At 38.7% G+C, this 16,687-nt stretch carries 17 protein-coding genes and 1 pseudogene; 10 read left to right on the forward strand and 8 right to left on the reverse strand.

Annotation, left to right across the window (positions count from 1 at the left end):
• The first annotated feature begins 61 nt into the window (after positions 1-61).
• Together dnaJ and lepA are read left to right on the forward strand one after the other, a co-directional pair.
• A complete protein-coding gene (gene dnaJ / locus LREU_RS03795) occupies positions 62-1,213 on the forward strand; it encodes a molecular chaperone DnaJ (RefSeq protein WP_003665811.1) in 1,152 nt (383 codons plus the stop codon).
• 130 nt (positions 1,214-1,343) lie between these two features.
• Positions 1,344-3,179 carry a translation elongation factor 4 gene (lepA, locus tag LREU_RS03800; RefSeq protein WP_003668167.1) on the forward strand — a complete coding sequence of 612 codons (1,836 nt, stop codon included), beginning with the start codon at positions 1,344-1,346 and terminating at the stop codon, positions 3,177-3,179.
• Positions 3,180-3,329: 150 nt separating this feature from the next.
• Here lepA and LREU_RS03805 read toward each other — a convergent pair whose 3' ends face one another.
• On the reverse strand, positions 3,330-4,490 hold the full coding sequence (locus LREU_RS03805; RefSeq protein WP_003668165.1) for a site-specific integrase: 1,161 nt from the start codon (positions 4,488-4,490) through the stop codon (positions 3,330-3,332).
• Between the two features lie 123 nt (positions 4,491-4,613).
• Positions 4,614-5,348 carry a response regulator gene (locus LREU_RS03810; protein ID WP_003668163.1) on the reverse strand — a complete coding sequence of 245 codons (735 nt, stop codon included), beginning with the start codon at positions 5,346-5,348 and terminating at the stop codon, positions 4,614-4,616.
• Positions 5,349-5,352: 4 nt separating this feature from the next.
• Between LREU_RS03810 and LREU_RS03815 the strand changes: the two genes are divergently transcribed.
• Positions 5,353-5,589 (forward strand): hypothetical protein, encoded by a 237-nt coding sequence (locus LREU_RS03815; protein WP_003668162.1) that lies wholly within the window; start codon positions 5,353-5,355, stop codon positions 5,587-5,589.
• 51 nt (positions 5,590-5,640) lie between these two features.
• Here the strand turns inward: LREU_RS03815 and LREU_RS03820 are convergent, their stop codons facing one another.
• From LREU_RS03820 to LREU_RS10190, 4 genes and pseudogenes are all read right to left on the reverse strand, one after another.
• Positions 5,641-6,090: a hypothetical protein gene (locus LREU_RS03820; protein ID WP_003668161.1), complete on the reverse strand. Its 450-nt coding sequence runs from the start codon at positions 6,088-6,090 to the stop codon at positions 5,641-5,643.
• A gap of 98 nt (positions 6,091-6,188) precedes the next feature.
• On the reverse strand, positions 6,189-6,647 hold the full coding sequence (locus LREU_RS03825) for a hypothetical protein (protein ID WP_003668160.1): 459 nt from the start codon (positions 6,645-6,647) through the stop codon (positions 6,189-6,191).
• 174 nt (positions 6,648-6,821) lie between these two features.
• Positions 6,822-6,950, reverse strand: coding sequence for a LexA family protein (locus LREU_RS10520; RefSeq protein WP_229281117.1), 129 nt, complete (start codon positions 6,948-6,950; stop codon positions 6,822-6,824).
• A 159-nt stretch (positions 6,951-7,109) separates the two neighbouring features.
• A pseudogene (locus LREU_RS10190) lies at positions 7,110-7,283 on the reverse strand (hypothetical protein); the annotation flags it as partial.
• Between the two features lie 408 nt (positions 7,284-7,691).
• Between LREU_RS10190 and LREU_RS03835 the strand changes: the two are divergent.
• Together LREU_RS03835 and LREU_RS03840 are read left to right on the forward strand one after the other, a co-directional pair.
• Positions 7,692-9,107: a C69 family dipeptidase gene (locus tag LREU_RS03835; RefSeq protein ID WP_003668158.1), complete on the forward strand. Its 1,416-nt coding sequence runs from the start codon at positions 7,692-7,694 to the stop codon at positions 9,105-9,107.
• Positions 9,108-9,179: 72 nt separating this feature from the next.
• Entirely contained in the window at positions 9,180-10,256 is a 1,077-nt protein-coding gene (locus tag LREU_RS03840; RefSeq protein ID WP_011953435.1) for an Ldh family oxidoreductase, read from the forward strand.
• Positions 10,257-10,489: 233 nt separating this feature from the next.
• On the opposite strand, the gene LREU_RS03845 is transcribed toward LREU_RS03840, so the two are convergent.
• A complete protein-coding gene (locus tag LREU_RS03845) occupies positions 10,490-11,449 on the reverse strand; it encodes an L-lactate dehydrogenase (RefSeq protein ID WP_003665815.1) in 960 nt (319 codons plus the stop codon).
• A gap of 106 nt (positions 11,450-11,555) precedes the next feature.
• A complete protein-coding gene (locus LREU_RS03850; protein WP_003668154.1) occupies positions 11,556-11,735 on the reverse strand; it encodes a hypothetical protein in 180 nt (59 codons plus the stop codon).
• A gap of 196 nt (positions 11,736-11,931) precedes the next feature.
• Between LREU_RS03850 and LREU_RS03855 the strand changes: the two genes are divergently transcribed.
• From LREU_RS03855 to LREU_RS03875, 5 genes are all read left to right on the forward strand, one after another.
• Positions 11,932-12,237, forward strand: coding sequence for a hypothetical protein (locus LREU_RS03855; protein WP_003668153.1), 306 nt, complete (start codon positions 11,932-11,934; stop codon positions 12,235-12,237).
• Positions 12,238-12,314: 77 nt separating this feature from the next.
• On the forward strand, positions 12,315-13,274 hold the full coding sequence (prmA, locus tag LREU_RS03860) for a 50S ribosomal protein L11 methyltransferase (protein WP_003668152.1): 960 nt from the start codon (positions 12,315-12,317) through the stop codon (positions 13,272-13,274).
• On the forward strand, positions 13,275-14,015 hold the full coding sequence (locus LREU_RS03865) for a 16S rRNA (uracil(1498)-N(3))-methyltransferase (protein WP_003668151.1): 741 nt from the start codon (positions 13,275-13,277) through the stop codon (positions 14,013-14,015). It begins immediately after the preceding gene.
• 78 nt (positions 14,016-14,093) lie between these two features.
• Positions 14,094-14,429 carry a hypothetical protein gene (locus LREU_RS03870; RefSeq protein ID WP_003668150.1) on the forward strand — a complete coding sequence of 112 codons (336 nt, stop codon included), beginning with the start codon at positions 14,094-14,096 and terminating at the stop codon, positions 14,427-14,429.
• Positions 14,430-14,447: 18 nt separating this feature from the next.
• Positions 14,448-16,685, forward strand: a complete 2,238-nt coding sequence (locus LREU_RS03875) for a RelA/SpoT family protein (protein ID WP_011953437.1) — start codon at positions 14,448-14,450, stop codon at positions 16,683-16,685.
• The last annotated feature ends 2 nt before the right edge of the window (positions 16,686-16,687 follow it).

A 16,687-nucleotide genomic window follows, 5' to 3' on the forward strand; every position in this document is an offset into this window, starting at 1 on the left:
ACTTTCGTTTGCTGGCTGTGGTATAACTAAACAAGCAATAAAGTAATGAGGTATTTATTATATGGCAGAACAAGATTATTATGACATTTTAGGTGTCTCTAAGGATGCATCCGAAAAAGACATCAAGCGTGCATATCGTCGGCTTGCGGCAAAATACCACCCAGATGTTAACCACGAGCCTGGTGCAGAAGAAAAGTTTAAGAAGATTAATGAAGCATATGAGACATTGAGTGATAGTCAAAAACGTGCTCAATATGATCAATTTGGTTCAGCTGGCCCACAAGGTGCTGGCGGTCAAGGCTTTGGCGGCTTTGGTGGTGGTCAAGCTTATTCTAACTTTGGTGGCGGCTTTGACGACATCTTTAGTCAATTCTTTGGCGGCGGCGGTCGTACTCGTCGGGACCCAACAGCCCCGCGTCAAGGGCGTGATTTACAATATGCAATGACTCTTGATTTTATGGATGCGGTTTTTGGTAAAACAACTACTATCAAGTATGACCGTGATGCAGAATGTAAGACTTGTCATGGAACCGGAGCTAAGCCTGGCAAATCGCCAATAACTTGTCCACGGTGTCATGGTGCCGGAGTGATTACGAGCGTTCGTCAAACACCGCTAGGCAATATGCAAACTCAAACTACTTGTCCAGAATGTAATGGAACTGGAAAGATTATTAAGCCCGAAGATCGTTGTGATACTTGCCATGGTGCAGGACATGTTCACGAACGTCATGAGCTAGAAGTGAAGGTGCCTGCCGGAGTTGATGATGGTCAACAAATGCGGCTCCAACACCAAGGAGACGCTGGTGAGAACGGTGGCCCAGCCGGAGATTTGTATATTGTCTTCCGGGTAACACCAAGTCGAGAATTCCGTCGCGATGGTTCAACAATTTATGTTGATCGTGATATTTCGTTTGCTCAAGCAGCCTTGGGAGACGAAGTAAAAGTTAAAACGGTTCATGGTGATGTCAACCTTAAAATTCCTGCTGGAACACAATCAGAAACTAATTTCCGCTTGCGTGGCAAGGGTGTTCCACACCTTAACGGTAATGGTAACGGGGATGAACATGTTACTGTCCATGTTAAGACACCTAAGAGCCTTAACAAACGTCAACGTGAAGCAATGTTAGCTTTTGCGGCTGCTAGTGGTGAAGATGTTAAGGGTGTGAAGAAGACAGTTCTTGATAAGTTACGTGATGCCTTTGAGGATAAGTAAATAATTTTTATGAAGCAGGAAAAGCTTAATATTTTTCCTGCTTTTTGTATATCTAGTAGAAGGTTTCCCATTCTAAACGAGGATTTGGTATACTAGATAAAGAATATTCGTTGAAAGTGAGTCTTTTTAAATGAACCTAGAAGAAATGAAAGAGCGGCAAAAACACATTCGGAATTTCTCGATTGTTGCCCACATTGACCATGGAAAATCAACGCTTGCTGATCGTATTTTAGAAATGACTGATTCAATCAGCAAACGTGAAATGAAAAATCAGATTCTTGATGATATGCCTCTAGAACGAGAACGGGGCATTACAATCAAATTAAATGCTGTTGCCTTGACGTATCATGCTAAAGATGGTGAAGATTACATTTTCCATTTAATCGATACACCAGGCCACGTCGATTTTTCTTATGAAGTATCACGGTCTCTTGCTGCCTGTGAAGGTGCCGTCTTAGTAGTCGATGCAACGCAAGGAGTAGAAGCGCAGACGCTTGCTAATGTCTTTTTAGCGCTTGACAATGACCTTGAAATTTTACCTGTTATCAATAAGATAGATTTACCTTCTGCTGATCCTGAGGGTACTAAGAAGCAGATTGAAGATGAAATTGGTTTAGATCCTGATGAGGCAGTTGATATTAGTGCTAAGACTGGAATGGGCGTTGATGAAGTCCTGGAAAAAATCGTTAAGGATGTTCCAGCACCAACAGGAGATTTAACTGCGCCTTTGAAAGCTCTTATCTTTGATTCAAAGTATGATGATTATCGTGGAGTTGTCCTTAGTGTCCGGGTTGTTGAAGGAACTGTAAAAAAAGGTGACCGAATTAAATTAATGAACGGTGGTACCGAATATGAGGTAGCAGAAGTAGGAATTAACTCTCCTAAACCATTGGCCCGTGATGTGTTAATGGCTGGGGATGTAGGTTACATTACGGCGGCAATTAAAGACATTAAAGATACCCGGGTTGGTGACACGGTCACAAGTGCGGATAATCCTACAGATAAGCCGTTAGAAGGATATCGGCAAATGACGCCAATGGTATATGCTGGACTCTATCCAACCGATAATGCTAAATTTAATGATTTACGTGATGCGTTGGAAAAGCTTCAACTTAATGATGCAGCATTAACCTTCGAACCGGAATCATCGCAAGCATTGGGATTTGGGTTCCGTTGTGGTTTCTTAGGGTTACTTCACATGGATGTTATTCAAGAACGACTTGAACGTGAATTTAATCTTGATTTAATCACGACTGCACCATCAGTTACTTATCATGTTGAATTAGCAGATGGGACAACAAAGGAAGTGGAAAATCCGGCTGAAATGCCGGACGCTTCTTCCATTAAAGCGATTAAGGAACCGTATGTCCGCGCCTCAATCATGGTCCCCAATGATTATGTTGGCCCAGTAATGGAACTTTGCCAACGGAAACGGGGAGACTTTGATACGATGGAATATCTAAGCGATACCCGGGTAAACGTTATTTATCATATTCCGTTGTCAGAAATTATTTTTGACTTCTTTGATAAGTTAAAAAGTTCTACACGAGGATACGCTTCCTTAGATTATGAAATTGATGGCTACCGTCCAAGTAATTTGGTTAAGATTGACATCTTGCTTAATGGCGATAAGGTGGATGCATTAAGCTTTATTGCTCACCGTGACTTTGCGGCAGAACGTGGTCGAGAAATTACTGCTAAATTAAAGAAGATCATTCCACGGCAAAACTTTGAAATTCCAATTCAAGCAGCAATCGGTTCTAAGATTATTGCCCGGACTAATATTAAAGCCTACCGGAAAGATGTTACTGCCCGTATTCATACCGGGGATCCAGACCGGCGTGCCAAATTATTAGATAAGCAGAAACGTGGGAAGAAACGGATGAAGGCTGTCGGAAAAGTTGATATTCCTCAGGCCGCCTTTATGGCCGTTTTGAAGACTGATGAGCAATTGGACGAGAAGTAAACGTTGATGTAAAGGCGTTTCTAACTTGCTGGATTTCACAAAGTAGACCAATTTATATACCAATTAAAGTGTTTTGCCCACCATTTGCCCACATGAAGTACCTTCGTGGGCAAGACGCAAGATACTTTGTGGGCAAATGGTGGGCAAGATTTACATTTTAGCTATTTGATCAAGTAGATTTGCTGTTTGATGTTTCTTCTTATTGCTAAGATGGACATAGGTATCTAGAGTGGTGGCAATTTTGTTATGGCCCAATCGTACTTGGACCTCTTTAGCAGATGCACCCGCTTCTAGTAACATGGTTGCGTGGGTATGACGCAAACTATGGAAATTAAATGGGAAACCTAGCTCTTTAGTGACGGTACTTGCATAGTACTTAATCGAATTGGGAGTTACAGGTTTCCCATTTTCTTTTGTACATACAAAGTTAGATTCATGGTAATTTTTACCATATCGTAAACGATTTTCATTTTGTAGTCGCCGCTGAACTTTAAGCGCATGAATAAGTTGATCACCGATTGCAATTGTTCGATAACTGGCAGCGGTTTTTAATTTTCCAAGTCGAACATCAGTTTTGGAATATTGTTTCATTTGCTGAGTAACATTAATTTCAGCATCTGGTAAACTAACATTATCCCATTCAAGACCGGCTACTTCTCCACGCCTCATTCCAGTATAAAAGCTGATTAAAAGGGGAAGGTGAAATGGGTGGCCAAGAGGAAATTGCTCTAAAAGTTGATTAAATTGTTGTAGGGTAATAATTTTTAGATCTTCTCGTGTAGTTTTAGGATGGTTATATTTTGGCTGCCGGACATATTCTGCAGGTGATTGAGTAAGAATATGCCAGGGATGGACTGCTTGTCGAAAACCTTCCTTGATAACCATAAGAATAATTTCGACAGTATGACCATGGAGTCGTGAGTGATCAGGCTTGTATTCGGTAGAGTCTGCAATCTTATTAATAGTCTTTTGAATTAATTCTGGAGTAACTTTAGATAATTGGTAAATTCCAAGGGTAGGTTGCACATATTTATCCAAGACATGCCGATAATTCAGCTGAGTATTTTTAGATAAGTTAGTCTTAACATAATTGTCATACCAAAATTCAAAGTAATCATGAGTTGAAATCTTATCAGTGTTGGTAACTGCTCCTGTATTTTCATAAAGCTCTAAAGCAACGCGTAATCGGTGCATTGCTTCCTTGTAAGAATCGCCTCCGACTCGTTCATACTGTCGTCTTTTTCCGTCTTTGTCAGCAATATCAAAGCGGTAGTACCATTTTTTACCACGCTTTCTAACATTACCATTCATAGTAAAACTCCTTTCTGTTATAATAAAAATGTACTGAGGGTGTACTTCACCCCTAGTATTGCTATTGTGACCTCAATGATCGACCGGCCAAAGTTGGATCATTGGGGTTTTAATGTTTAAAATTTAATAGTATATTGTAGGTGTAGCACTTTTGCCTTCATTGATTGTCATTTGAGTAACATGTAAAGGAAAAATATTGTTCTTCATATTAAAACAATTTTTTCCAGGATCGTAATCCTTGATAAAATTCATTTTCTTAAATGACATTAAAGTTTCATGAACTACTTGCCTTAGGAGTGCTAGATGTAACTCTTTGAAGGGAATCCCTGGCATATTTGGCATTTTAGTTGCTTGTAAAGAATATATATCATTCTTTAAGTTATAGTATTTTTCATTTAGCTCAGGGTCAATGTGAGCTCCGCCATCTTTATTTACAATGAATCTAACAAGTTCTTTTCTGGTGAATGAGGTATCTGAGGCAATTAAAATTCTTCCGTTCCACCAATGTTCAAAACTAATATAGTGACCAATTTCTAAATTTTTTTCATAGCATGATGGAAGATAAACATATTTGCCAGCAACAAATGCATTAGTAACACTTCCTCCATATATAATTGGCTTTTCACCAAATTGACAAGTAGACAAAAATTGATCTTTATTAACTTCCGGAATAAGGTTTATTAATATATCTCCATAGCTTTGTTGATAGAATAAAGTTCGTAATTGTGGAGTAGCCATTTTTATAGCTGTTCTCTCTCCACTATCGTATAGCTTTGCTGCATAATTTAAGAATTTAAGCTGTTCAATAAAAGCATCATAATATTCGCTTTGTGATCTTCTTATTTTTCTGTTAACCATTGAGGTGACTCCTTTGAATAAAAATATTATTATTGTTAATGATAAAAAAGATATTGATAATATTACTGAATTGGAATCTTTTTATTCAGAATTTCCAACTGATAGTAATATAGGCATTGATGAGCTAAAGACACTGATGACTGGAAAAGCCTTAATAGATGTATCTGATGGTGAGTATATACATTGGTTACAGCTAGATAAACATGCTTTAAGATTTGCAAAGACTATACTAGAAAAATAACTTGTAATTACAATAATTTCATCCCTTGTTGCAGCAGGGGATGTTTTTTATTTAGTTGTTGTCATCGTGCATTACATCATAGAGTGATTCGCCATCGTAAGACATGTATAAAACTTTATCTGTGTTTTCAGGATTAACAATTGCAATAGGTGTCTTAATATGACAATCATCATAAATTGTTTCTGATAAGTCATCGATTGATTTGGTAAGCTTGTTCCAATCGTGTTCAGACTCATCACCGTCAAGAACAGCGATCATTTCATCTTCAAATTCTTCATCAGTAGGTTTAATAGCAATAACGTCATTTTCTTTATCGTAGTAAACATCTGCAGAATCACCATATTCTTCTTGCATGATAGACACTGCCTTGTTAATTCTAGAACGTTTTGACGCTTGAACTACTGTAATATTGCTACTATTCGTATTAACAACAACCGTCGTGGTAGCGAGGGAAACCCCAGCAAGGCCCACTGCCAACATAATCTTAAAACCTTTATTCATAAATAAACTCCTCCGATTTCAACTTTTAACGTCAATCAGTATTTGGACGTACATAGTTACTTGTTCTCTTTTACAAGTTTTTCCAATTACTTTCTCATTTATTTATAACTATCTGTTAAAACCATAATGGCATTTTTACCAAAATACTTTTTAGCAAACCAACTATTAGCTTGTGTTTTTTCAATTTCAAGACGACCATTAAGCTGACCTTTAATCGTTATAGGATCACCAACAGCAATGCGTTTTTTATGCTTGCGACCTTGTAAAACGGTGAAATAATAGTTAGTACTTTCAGGAGTATTAGTGAAAATTATTCGTTCATTATGGTGTTTATCATAGCTAATACTTTGTACATAGAATTTCTTTATTGATACATCGGTAAATAAATCTGAGTCATCATACTGATTCATGTTATTCACATCAAATTTACTAGTTATATCTGGATAATCATCGTTTGTTGATGCTGCATATACATAATTATTATTTGCTAGTGAAGTAGTAACCGTTCCTCCACAAATTCCTAACAAGCTAAGTGCGATTATGTTTTTGAACTTCATAAGTAAATCTCCCTAACATTCAGCTTTTTACGTCAATCAGTATTTGGACGTAGATCATTATTTAATGCTCCATGAAACGTGAACCGCCTTACCAATAATTCGACCTGGAATATCTTTATCTAAGATAATTGGGCCGAATTCTTTATTATCTGGCATTAGCATAATTAGATTTCCTTAGTGCTTAACACGTTTCAGTGTCGCTTCATTATCACCATCAACGAGAGCAGCAGCTATTTCACCATCTTCCACTGTGGGCTGTTCTCTAATGGTTACAATTGAACCGTCGTGAATGGTTGGTTCCATGCTTTTACCTTTGCAACGCAGAGCAAAGAGGTTACCTTTTGGGAAAAATCTCTTCAACGTAACCTTCAATATTCTCTTCAGCTGTGATAGGATCCCCACAGGCAATTTCGCCAATGAAGGGGATGCTAACATGCTGAAATTTATCTCCTAATGGATAAATTATATTAGTTGGCACTTTAGAATTGCTATTTTTTCTTGGTTAATGTTATATCCCATCAGCCAACCTTCATCAACATTTAAAGCTTTTACTAGTGAATGAAGCTTGTCTTGCTTGGCCTCGTATTTTCCTTTTAGATAATCACAAATTGAATTTCTTCCAATATTTACTCGTCTTGCTAATTCTGCTGTTTTATTTTAGCACAGTTTTATGTACATATTTAAAAGCGTACAAAAAACTGTATAGCTATCTCTGACTATGATAATGATTAGCCTGTAATATAGTAGGTCAGGAAAAATGATCAAAAATTAAAAGGAAGTCAAAGCGATTTGTTTTGATTTTGCTATTCCAGATATATTAATCGGCATTTCTTTTTTAATTAAATGAAGTAAGGACAGAATCACAAATTTTATAGAATTCATGCCCATGATCAAGATAGGCAACTTGTGCAACTGATAACTCAAAATTATGCAGTATCATTCGATTAAACATGGTGGGTTTTTATACTCGCTCAATACTGCAGTCCTCATCAAATTAGCGTATCATAGATAATGTAATCGCTATTATTTGAGGAGGAAATAAATATGCAAAATAAAGATGCTTGTACATCAATCATGGTCGGTAAAAAGGCTTCTCTCGATGGTGCTAATTATATTGCCCGTAATGAAGATCGTGTAAAGGCAATTGAACCTAAGCAATTTTTAGTAAAACCGGCAGTAAAAGAACGCCATGAAACCTACGTATCACCTTACAACAAAGTAACTATAGCCTTGCCAGAAGAGGGAATGCGTTATACCTCTACGCCTACTCTTGACCAAACAGCCGGACCTAATGAAGAAGATGGAATTAATGAAGCAAATGTGGCAGCTTCCTTTACTGAGAGTGTTTATGCAAACGATCGGGTGTTAGCATATGATCCATACGTAAAAAATGGCCTGGCAGAAGACTCACTTTGTACTTTAGTATTACCGTATATTCATTCTGCCCGTGAAGGAGTTGAATATACTGGAAAATTAATTGCTGAATTGGGCTCGGCTGAGGGAAACGGAATGCAATTTGCAGATGCAGATGATATTTGGTATATGGAAGTAGTGACTGGTCACCAATGGGTTGCAGTTCGTATTCCTGATGATTGTTATGCTGTTACTCCTAACCAGGTAGCAATTGAAGATATCGATTTTGACGATCCTGATAATTATATGTGGGCTGATGGAATTCAAGAGTTTGTTGAAGAACATCAATTAAACCCTGACCATGACCGGTGGGATTTCCGCCATATTTTTGGTACCAGTACACAAAAAGACCGTCATTACAATACACCGCGGACCTGGTTTGCTCAACGTTACCTTAGTCCTAACGCTTCATTGGGTCAACGTCCCGAAGATTCTGAAATGCCATTTATCCGTAAGGCTGAATTTAAGATTGCTAATGAAGACATCCAATATGTTCTAAAATCGCATTTTAATGAGACACCTTACGACCCAATGGGGGATGCTCCTGAACGTAAGACTTACCGGGCTATCTCTTTATCACGGACGGCCCAATCACATATTTTACAAATGCGCAATCTGAATAAATATAAAACAAGTATTCATTGGATTGAATTAGGGGTCCCAGCCTTTAACCCTTATGTTCCATTTTTTGCTAATGCTGACGATACTGATGAATCATATCGAAATGTACCGGAAAAAATGAACTTAGAGTCTGCATTCTGGTTAAATGAAGCCTTAGCAGAGGTCGTTGAAAGTCATTATCAAGAATTTATGGAAAAAGATGAAGACTACCAAAAAGAATTAAATGAATGGGCACGCCGTAAAATTGCGCAGGTTGATAAAGAAGCAGCTAGTCTTGAAGGCCAGGCACTAATTGATTATCTAACGGAGCAAAATCATGAAATAGCTTCCCATTATAATGAACGAACAAAGGCACTCTTCTTTGAATTATTAACTGAAGGCTGTGAGCTTTCAAAGATGTCATTTAAGATGGATCCCAACCTTTAAGCGACTTTGAATATTGACATTTTTCTCTTTGTTATTAAAATATAATTAATATAAAATGAGAGAAGGATGAAAATGAGAATTCAAGCAACCGATGAACGGCATTATCTAGTAGAAGTTTTTACAAAATTGGGATTTAACCACGATGACAGTCAATTATTAGCAGACACTCTAGTTGATGCGGATTTGCGCGGGATCTCATCTCATGGGATTCAACGATTAGCATGGTATCGTCGGATGATTAAAGAAGGAACGATTATTCCTCAAAATAAGGCTAAAATTATTCGTGAGTTACCAGGATCTGTCCTTGTTGACGCTAACCAAAATATGGGACAGCTCGCAACGGTTTTAGCGACTCAAAAAATAATTGAAAAGGCTAAGAAAACAGGGGTGGCAATTGCTGTTATTCGCAATTCGAATCACTTCGGCACCGCTGGTTACTATACAAGATTAGCGTTAGAAGCTGGATTGGTAGGAGTTGCCCTTACTAACACTCGTCCCTTGGTAGTCCCAACTAATGCTACTCAGGCTTTTCTTGGGTCTAATGCCTTTGCGTTTGGCTTTCCTGCTTCTCCATATCCATTTATGTTTGATGGTGCTACTTGTGTTGTTTCCGGTGGAAAAATTCAAGTTCATGCTAAAAAAGGAGAACCGTTGCCCGGCGAATGGGCAGTTGATAAAGATCGGCAGGTAGTAACTGATGCGCAAGAGGCAGAAGATATTCTTGCCACCGCGGCCTTTACTGAAGGGGAACAAAAGGGTGGAGGAGTTCTCACTCTTGGCGGAAGCAATGAGGAAAATTCTAATTATAAGGGGATGGGAAACTCAATTGTAATTGAATTATTGACGGGTATTTTAGCCCAAGGATCTATCTCTGCCGATACTGTTAGTGGCAAACATGATTTTAGCCAATTTGTAATGGTTCTTAACCCAGCATTCTTTGGTGATCCAGAGGTATTGAAGAAAGATGCCACATCAATGTTAGATCGAATTCGCCAGCTTGAACATATTCCTGGTAAAGAAATTTGGGTACCCGGTGATCGTGAGTACCGTTTATTAGCAGAAAATAAAGAAAAAGGTGTCACAATTGATGAAAAGACCTATCAAGAAATGAAAGAAATAGGAACTGAACTTGGTATTGATGTTCCTTAATAATTGATAAACTCCTTCAAATCCGGATAAGCGAAAGTGGCTTACTTCGGCAATTTTAGCGAGTGAACTTAGAAAAAAGGGTTATAAGGATAAATTAATAGAAGACTTCCTTGATGATTTTGCACGTGACTTGAAAAATGATCAAAAATAGGTAAAAAAACTCCCAACGTTTTACTAAACGCTGAGAGTTTTTTAGTAGCACGATAATCTATCGTTCTATTTATGAATATGGCTTAGTTGTTACCTTGTAACTTTGCCATACCGTTCTTAGCAACTTCTTCCAATTGCTTAGCAGAGTCGGCCATAGCCTTCTTTTCACGGTCGTTAAGTGGAACTTCAATAACCTTTGCAACACCAGAAGCATTAACAACAGCTGGAGTACCGATGTAAAGGTCGTTGAGTCCGTATTCACCGTTCATTGGGGCACCGATAGGGAGAACAGAATTTTCATCACGAAGAATAGCCTTTGAAATCCGCATTAAAGCAGTGGCAACACCATAGAAGGTAGCACCTTTGCGGTTAATGATTTCGTATGCTTTGTTACGAACATCATCTTCAATCTTAAGTAATTCATCTTCTGAAATACCTTCATCCTTAGCGATGTCAAGTAATGGCTTGCCACCAACAGTAGCACTTGAGTAAGCAGCAAATTCGGAATCACCATGTTCACCCATAATGTTAGCAATAACATCACGAGGGTCAACATGAAGCTTCTTACCAAGAGCAACCCGAAGACGTGCGGAATCAAGTGAAGTACCTGAACCAACAACCTTGTTCTTAGGGAAGCCAGAAAGCTTTTGAACAGCATAGGTAAGGATGTCAACTGGGTTAGCTGCAACTAAGAAGATTCCGTCAAAACCAGACTTAACGATTGGTTCTACAACGGACTTAATGATCTTCAAGTTCTTATCAACTAATTGAAGACGAGTTTCACCAGGCTTTTGTGGAGCACCGGCAGTAATAACTACTAAATCAGCATCTTTGCAAGTGTCGTAATCTGCTGAGTAGATGTTCTTAGGAGCGGTGAAAGCAGTAGCGTCTTCAAGGTCCATTGCGTCCCCTTCAGTCCGTTCCTTGATAATATCAACAATAGCAAATTCTTCAGCAATTCCTTGTTGAGCCATTGCGAAGGCGTAACTTGAACCGACAGCACCGTCACCAACAAGAACAACTTTTTGATGATTCTTAGACATAATAAACAGTCTCCCTTTCATCTTATGTATACATTATTTGAGATTTCTCTCACAGTAATGATTATAACATTCCGCAGAAAAATTACTATAAGATTTTATAGATAAATTAGTTAGTAAATAAGCCTGCTCCTAAGATAATGACTGCTAAAAGGATCGCTGGCCAAAGTAAAACATGAATTAATGTCCCGATTAATAGAATAAGAAGGATTAGACCAATGAACTTAACCGTTAAAACCCCAATCTTCCATAGCAGCCAGCAGATAAGAATAGCAATTAAGAGACTCACTATTGTAATCACCTTTCCTTAAAGTATTGTGAACATAGTATAGCATTTTTTTGAAAATTAAAGTTTAAACATAGATTAAACTTTGGAACGTTGGTGACCTGTGCTAAAATATACCTATCTAGGGAGATTAATTTAAAATTGATCAGGAATAATAATAGAGGAGGTGGTTACCATTCTGAATCGAACTAAGCAATTTATGCGCGACAATGATTTAATGTATAAAAAAGAGTACATTCGGCCAATGATGACACCCCAACACGTATATGTGTTCCGCTTTGGTAAACACAGACTAAATAATCGGGTAATTGTTCGTTATTCCCATACTTGGACCGGACGATTAAAAATTAACGAGATTGATGTTCGGTTGCATCACCAACATCATCCCCGTATTTTCTTGACTGAGTCCGACTTAATCGATTACTTAAGTCATCATTTAGAAAAAGAAAAGAAACGCGAACAAGAACGACCACATATTAGTAAAGTTGATAATGAAAATGATTAGACTTTATTAAGTTGGTATTTATCGTGACCATTTACTTTTATTGTGGTCACGATTTTATTATTTAAGGAGGTCATTAAATGGATTGGACAGCAATAAAGGTAATAACTTCTAGTGAGGCTGTTGAAGCAGTTAGCTATATTTTGACGGATATGGGAGCACAAGGCGTTCAAATTGAAGATGCCGCTGATTTTGCAAACTTACATGAGGGAAAGTATGGGGACCACGGTGAATTTATTGATCCATCATCAATTCCGCACCGAAAAAATGGCGCAGCAGTATCTGGATATTTCCCCCAAAACGTATTTGTTCCTGAACTATTGCCAACTATCCATCAACGAGTAGCAAAATTAAGGGAGTACGGCTTGAATCCAGGAGAAAATGATGTTTCGGCAGCGACCGTCGATAATCAACAATGGGCAACAGTTTGGCAAAAGTATTATCACCCATTAAGAGTAACGGATCAGTTAACGATTGTTCCGCAATGGGAAGAATACCAGCCAGCAGATCCTAAAGAAAAATTAATCTTTCTTGATCCAGGAATGGCTTTTGGCACCGGAACTCACCCAACTACTCGTTTAATGCTTGAAGCCCTTGAAAAAACAATTGTTGGTAATGAATATGTAATCGATGTCGGGACAGGTTCTGGTGTTTTAAGTATTGCTGCCAAGCACTTAGGAGCAGGAAAAGTTGATGCTTATGATATTGACGAAGTAGCGGTCAACTCAGCAAAAAAGAATCTTGCACTAAATCCGGTCGCTAAAGACGTTAAGGTTGGTATAAATAGCCTGTTAGATGGAATCCATACCAAGGCAGATTTGATTGTGGCTAATATTCTTGCGGAAATCATCGTGCCTCTTATTCCTCAAGCATACGAAAATCTTAAACCGGGTGGCAAGTTCCTAGTTTCTGGAATCATTGATGATAAGGCTCCGTTGATTCGTCAAAAGTTGCAAGAGCAAGGATTCATAATTGATGATGAGCAGCAGATGAAGGACTGGCATGGAATGATTGCCCACAAGCCAACCGAGGTGAAATAAATGCAACGCTATTTTGTTAATGCAACTCCAGCCGATGAAGTAACATTACCGCCTGAAGCAGCCCACCACTTGTTAAAGGTAATGCGCGCAGAGGTTGGCACAACTGTTGAACTTGTGTTAGCCGACCATTGTGTTTACCTTGCAACTCTTAGCGCTACAGAACCAACGGCAACATTAAAAATCAATCAAAAGTTAGATGCTGATAGTGAATTACCAGTTTCAGTGACACTTGCCTGCGGACTTCCAAAGACTAAAGAGAAACCAGAATTAATTGTTCAAAAGGCAACTGAATTGGGGGCAGACAAAATTGTCTTCTTCGATGCGGCTCGCTCCATTAGTCACTGGCAGGGGAATAAGCAGAAACGAAAGATCGAACGTCTGCAAAAGATAGCTGAATCAGCAGCGGAACAATCCCATCGAAATAAGATTCCCCAGGTTGAATACAGTGCTAATCTTGATCAATTATTAGCCAATTATCCCGCTACTGAACGGATAGTTGCTTGGGAAGAATCAGCTAAACAGGGAGAAACAAGTGCTTTAGCGCAACAATTTAATGCCCTTAAACCAGGAGACTCGATCCTTGCTGTTTTTGGCCCAGAAGGTGGGTTGTCGGAAAATGAAATTGCTAAAATGAATGAAGCTGGCGTGGTAGCAGCTGGTTTAGGACCACGAATTCTGCGGACTGAAACAGCGCCATTATATTTCATGGCAGCTATTTCATATGCAATGGAATTGTCATAATGTAGCCGGCTTACTTATGGTAAAATAAAGAACAGCTTTAATCGGTGATTTAAAACTGAATATAGGTGTTGAGAGAGAATGAATTTTATGAAAAAAGCATGGGAACATTTAGACAAACCATTATGGCTAGCTAGTATTTTAATTGGGATTGTATTGACGCTCGTTGTTGATAAGCTTCCATTTGTTACGCGAGTGGTAATGGTAGAGATTGTCTTAATCCTTATTAATGGTATTTTTAGTATTTGGTCCGGTTATTGGATTTATAAGCACCAGCGAAAATGGGGCGAGTTATTCATTTTTCCAATCCTTTACTTGATAACTGCGTATTTCTTTATGCCCCGATATACTTATTATTTTGCCCTTGCTTACTTAGCGCTTGCGTACTTATCCTGGGCAATGCGTCAACAAAAGTAATTGAAAGGAGGTCGTCCGATGTCAAAAGAAAAGGAATTGACACATGAAGATGTTCAAAAGATGGTTAGTTCTTATATGAATGAAGAACACGTTGCTTTAGTTGAAAAGGCATATCATTTTGCCGAGGTAGCTCACCATGACCAACGACGTAAATCTGGAGAACCGTATATTATTCATCCTATCCAAGTTGCGGGGATCCTTGCTAATCTTCATATGGATCCCGAAACAGTTTGTGCAGGATATTTACATGATATTGTAGAAGATACTGGCGCAACCTTAGATGATATTAAAGAACTCTTTGGACCAACCATTGCAATGATTGTTGATGGTGATACAAAGCTTGGTAAGATTCGTTACAAATCAAATAAAGAACAAATGGCTGCCACTCATCGTAAATTATTACTTGCAATGTCAAAGGATATTCGGGTAATGATTGTTAAGCTTGCGGACCGGCTTCATAATATGCGCACCCTTAAGCATTTGCGACCTGATAAGCAGCGCCGCATCTCAAATGAAACCCTTGAAATTTATGCTCCAATTGCAGATCGCTTGGGTATCAGTACTATTAAGTGGGAACTAGAAGACCTGTCATTACGGTACTTAAATCCGCAACAATATTACCGGATTGTCCATTTGATGAATTCACGGCGCGATCAGCGGGTTGACTATATTGATGAGTCAATTAAGTTAATAAAGAAGGCGATTGCGGATTTGGACTTAGGACCGAATGTTGAAATTTATGGCCGGCCTAAGCATATTTATTCTGTCTACCGTAAAATGGTTACTCAACATAAGCAATTTAGCCAAATCTATGACCTCCTCGCGGTTCGAATTGTCGTTGACTCAATTCGTGACTGTTATGCTGCTCTTGGAGCTATCCATACTAATTGGAAACCAATGCCTGGACGGTTTAAGGATTATATTGCAATGCCTAAGACTAACGGATACCAATCCTTGCATACAACAATTATTGGACCAGAAGGACGACCATTAGAAGTGCAGATACGGACTCACAAGATGCATGAAATTGCTGAATATGGGGTTGCTGCTCACTGGGCATATAAAGAAGGTAAGACTAATGGAATCCAACAAACTCAGGATAGTCAAAAGCTAAATGTCGTCAAAGAAATCCTTGAATTACGAAGTGAAAGTCAAGGCACAGATGAATTTATGCAGGGGATTCAGAGTGATATATTTACTGATAAGGTCTATGCATTTACCCCTAAAGGTGACGTAATTGAAATGCCTAAGGGATCTGGCCCACTTGATATGGCTTACCAAATTCATACTGAGGTTGGTAATCATACAACTGGAGCTAAAGTAAATGGACGGATTGTACCCCTTGATTATGAGATCAAAAATGGTGACATTGTTGATATTTTGACTTCATCATCATCAGCTGGTCCAAGTCGTGATTGGTTTGATTTGGTTTCAACACGGCGGGCTCGTAATAAGATTCGCCAATTCTTCCGTGCACACGATCGGGAAAAGAACATTGAAGAAGGAAAACAGCTTCTTGAAAATGAACTCCGTGAAGCAGGATACTCGCCAGCAGAATTGATGACTGATGAAAAATGTGAGGAAGTTGCTCAGGAGAGTCATTATAATAGTAGTGATGACATGTTTGCGGCTCTAGGATTTGGTGACTTGGCTCCCGTGGGTATTAGAAATCGTTTTACTGCTGATATCCGGCAACAAGTTGAAAGCGACCGCCAACAAGCAGCAGAAAAAGCTGTATTAGAAGATCATCAGACTCTTGAAAAGCCGAATGAACGTGAAAAGCAAAAACAGGCTAAGGCATCGAGCGAGGGCGTAATTGTTGAAGGAGTTGACAATCTTCTTGTTCGTTTAAGTCATTGCTGTAGTCCAATCCCTGGAGATGCTATTACTGGCTACATTACCAAGGGACGAGGAGTGTCAGTTCACCGGGATGATTGCCCGAATATTAAAGCCGCCCGTAAGAATGGCGAACGAATTGTTAGTGTATATTGGGCAAATCCTAATGGCGACAGAACAAACTACAATGCTGACTTGGAAGTTCAGGGATACAATCGAAATGGCTTATTAAATGATGTTTTACGTTCAGTAAATAACAGTACGCGCTTCTTAAATTCAGTTAACGGAAAAGTTGACCACAATAAGATGGTGACAATTAGTTTGATTATCGGAGTGCGTAATTTACGGCAGTTACAACTGATCATGGATGGCTTAAAGAACATTCCAGATGTTTACGTTGTCAAAAGAATTATTCGATAGGA

It is taken from the genome of Limosilactobacillus reuteri subsp. reuteri (assembly GCF_000016825.1).
GTDB classification, from domain to species: Bacteria; Bacillota; Bacilli; order Lactobacillales; family Lactobacillaceae; genus Limosilactobacillus; species Limosilactobacillus reuteri.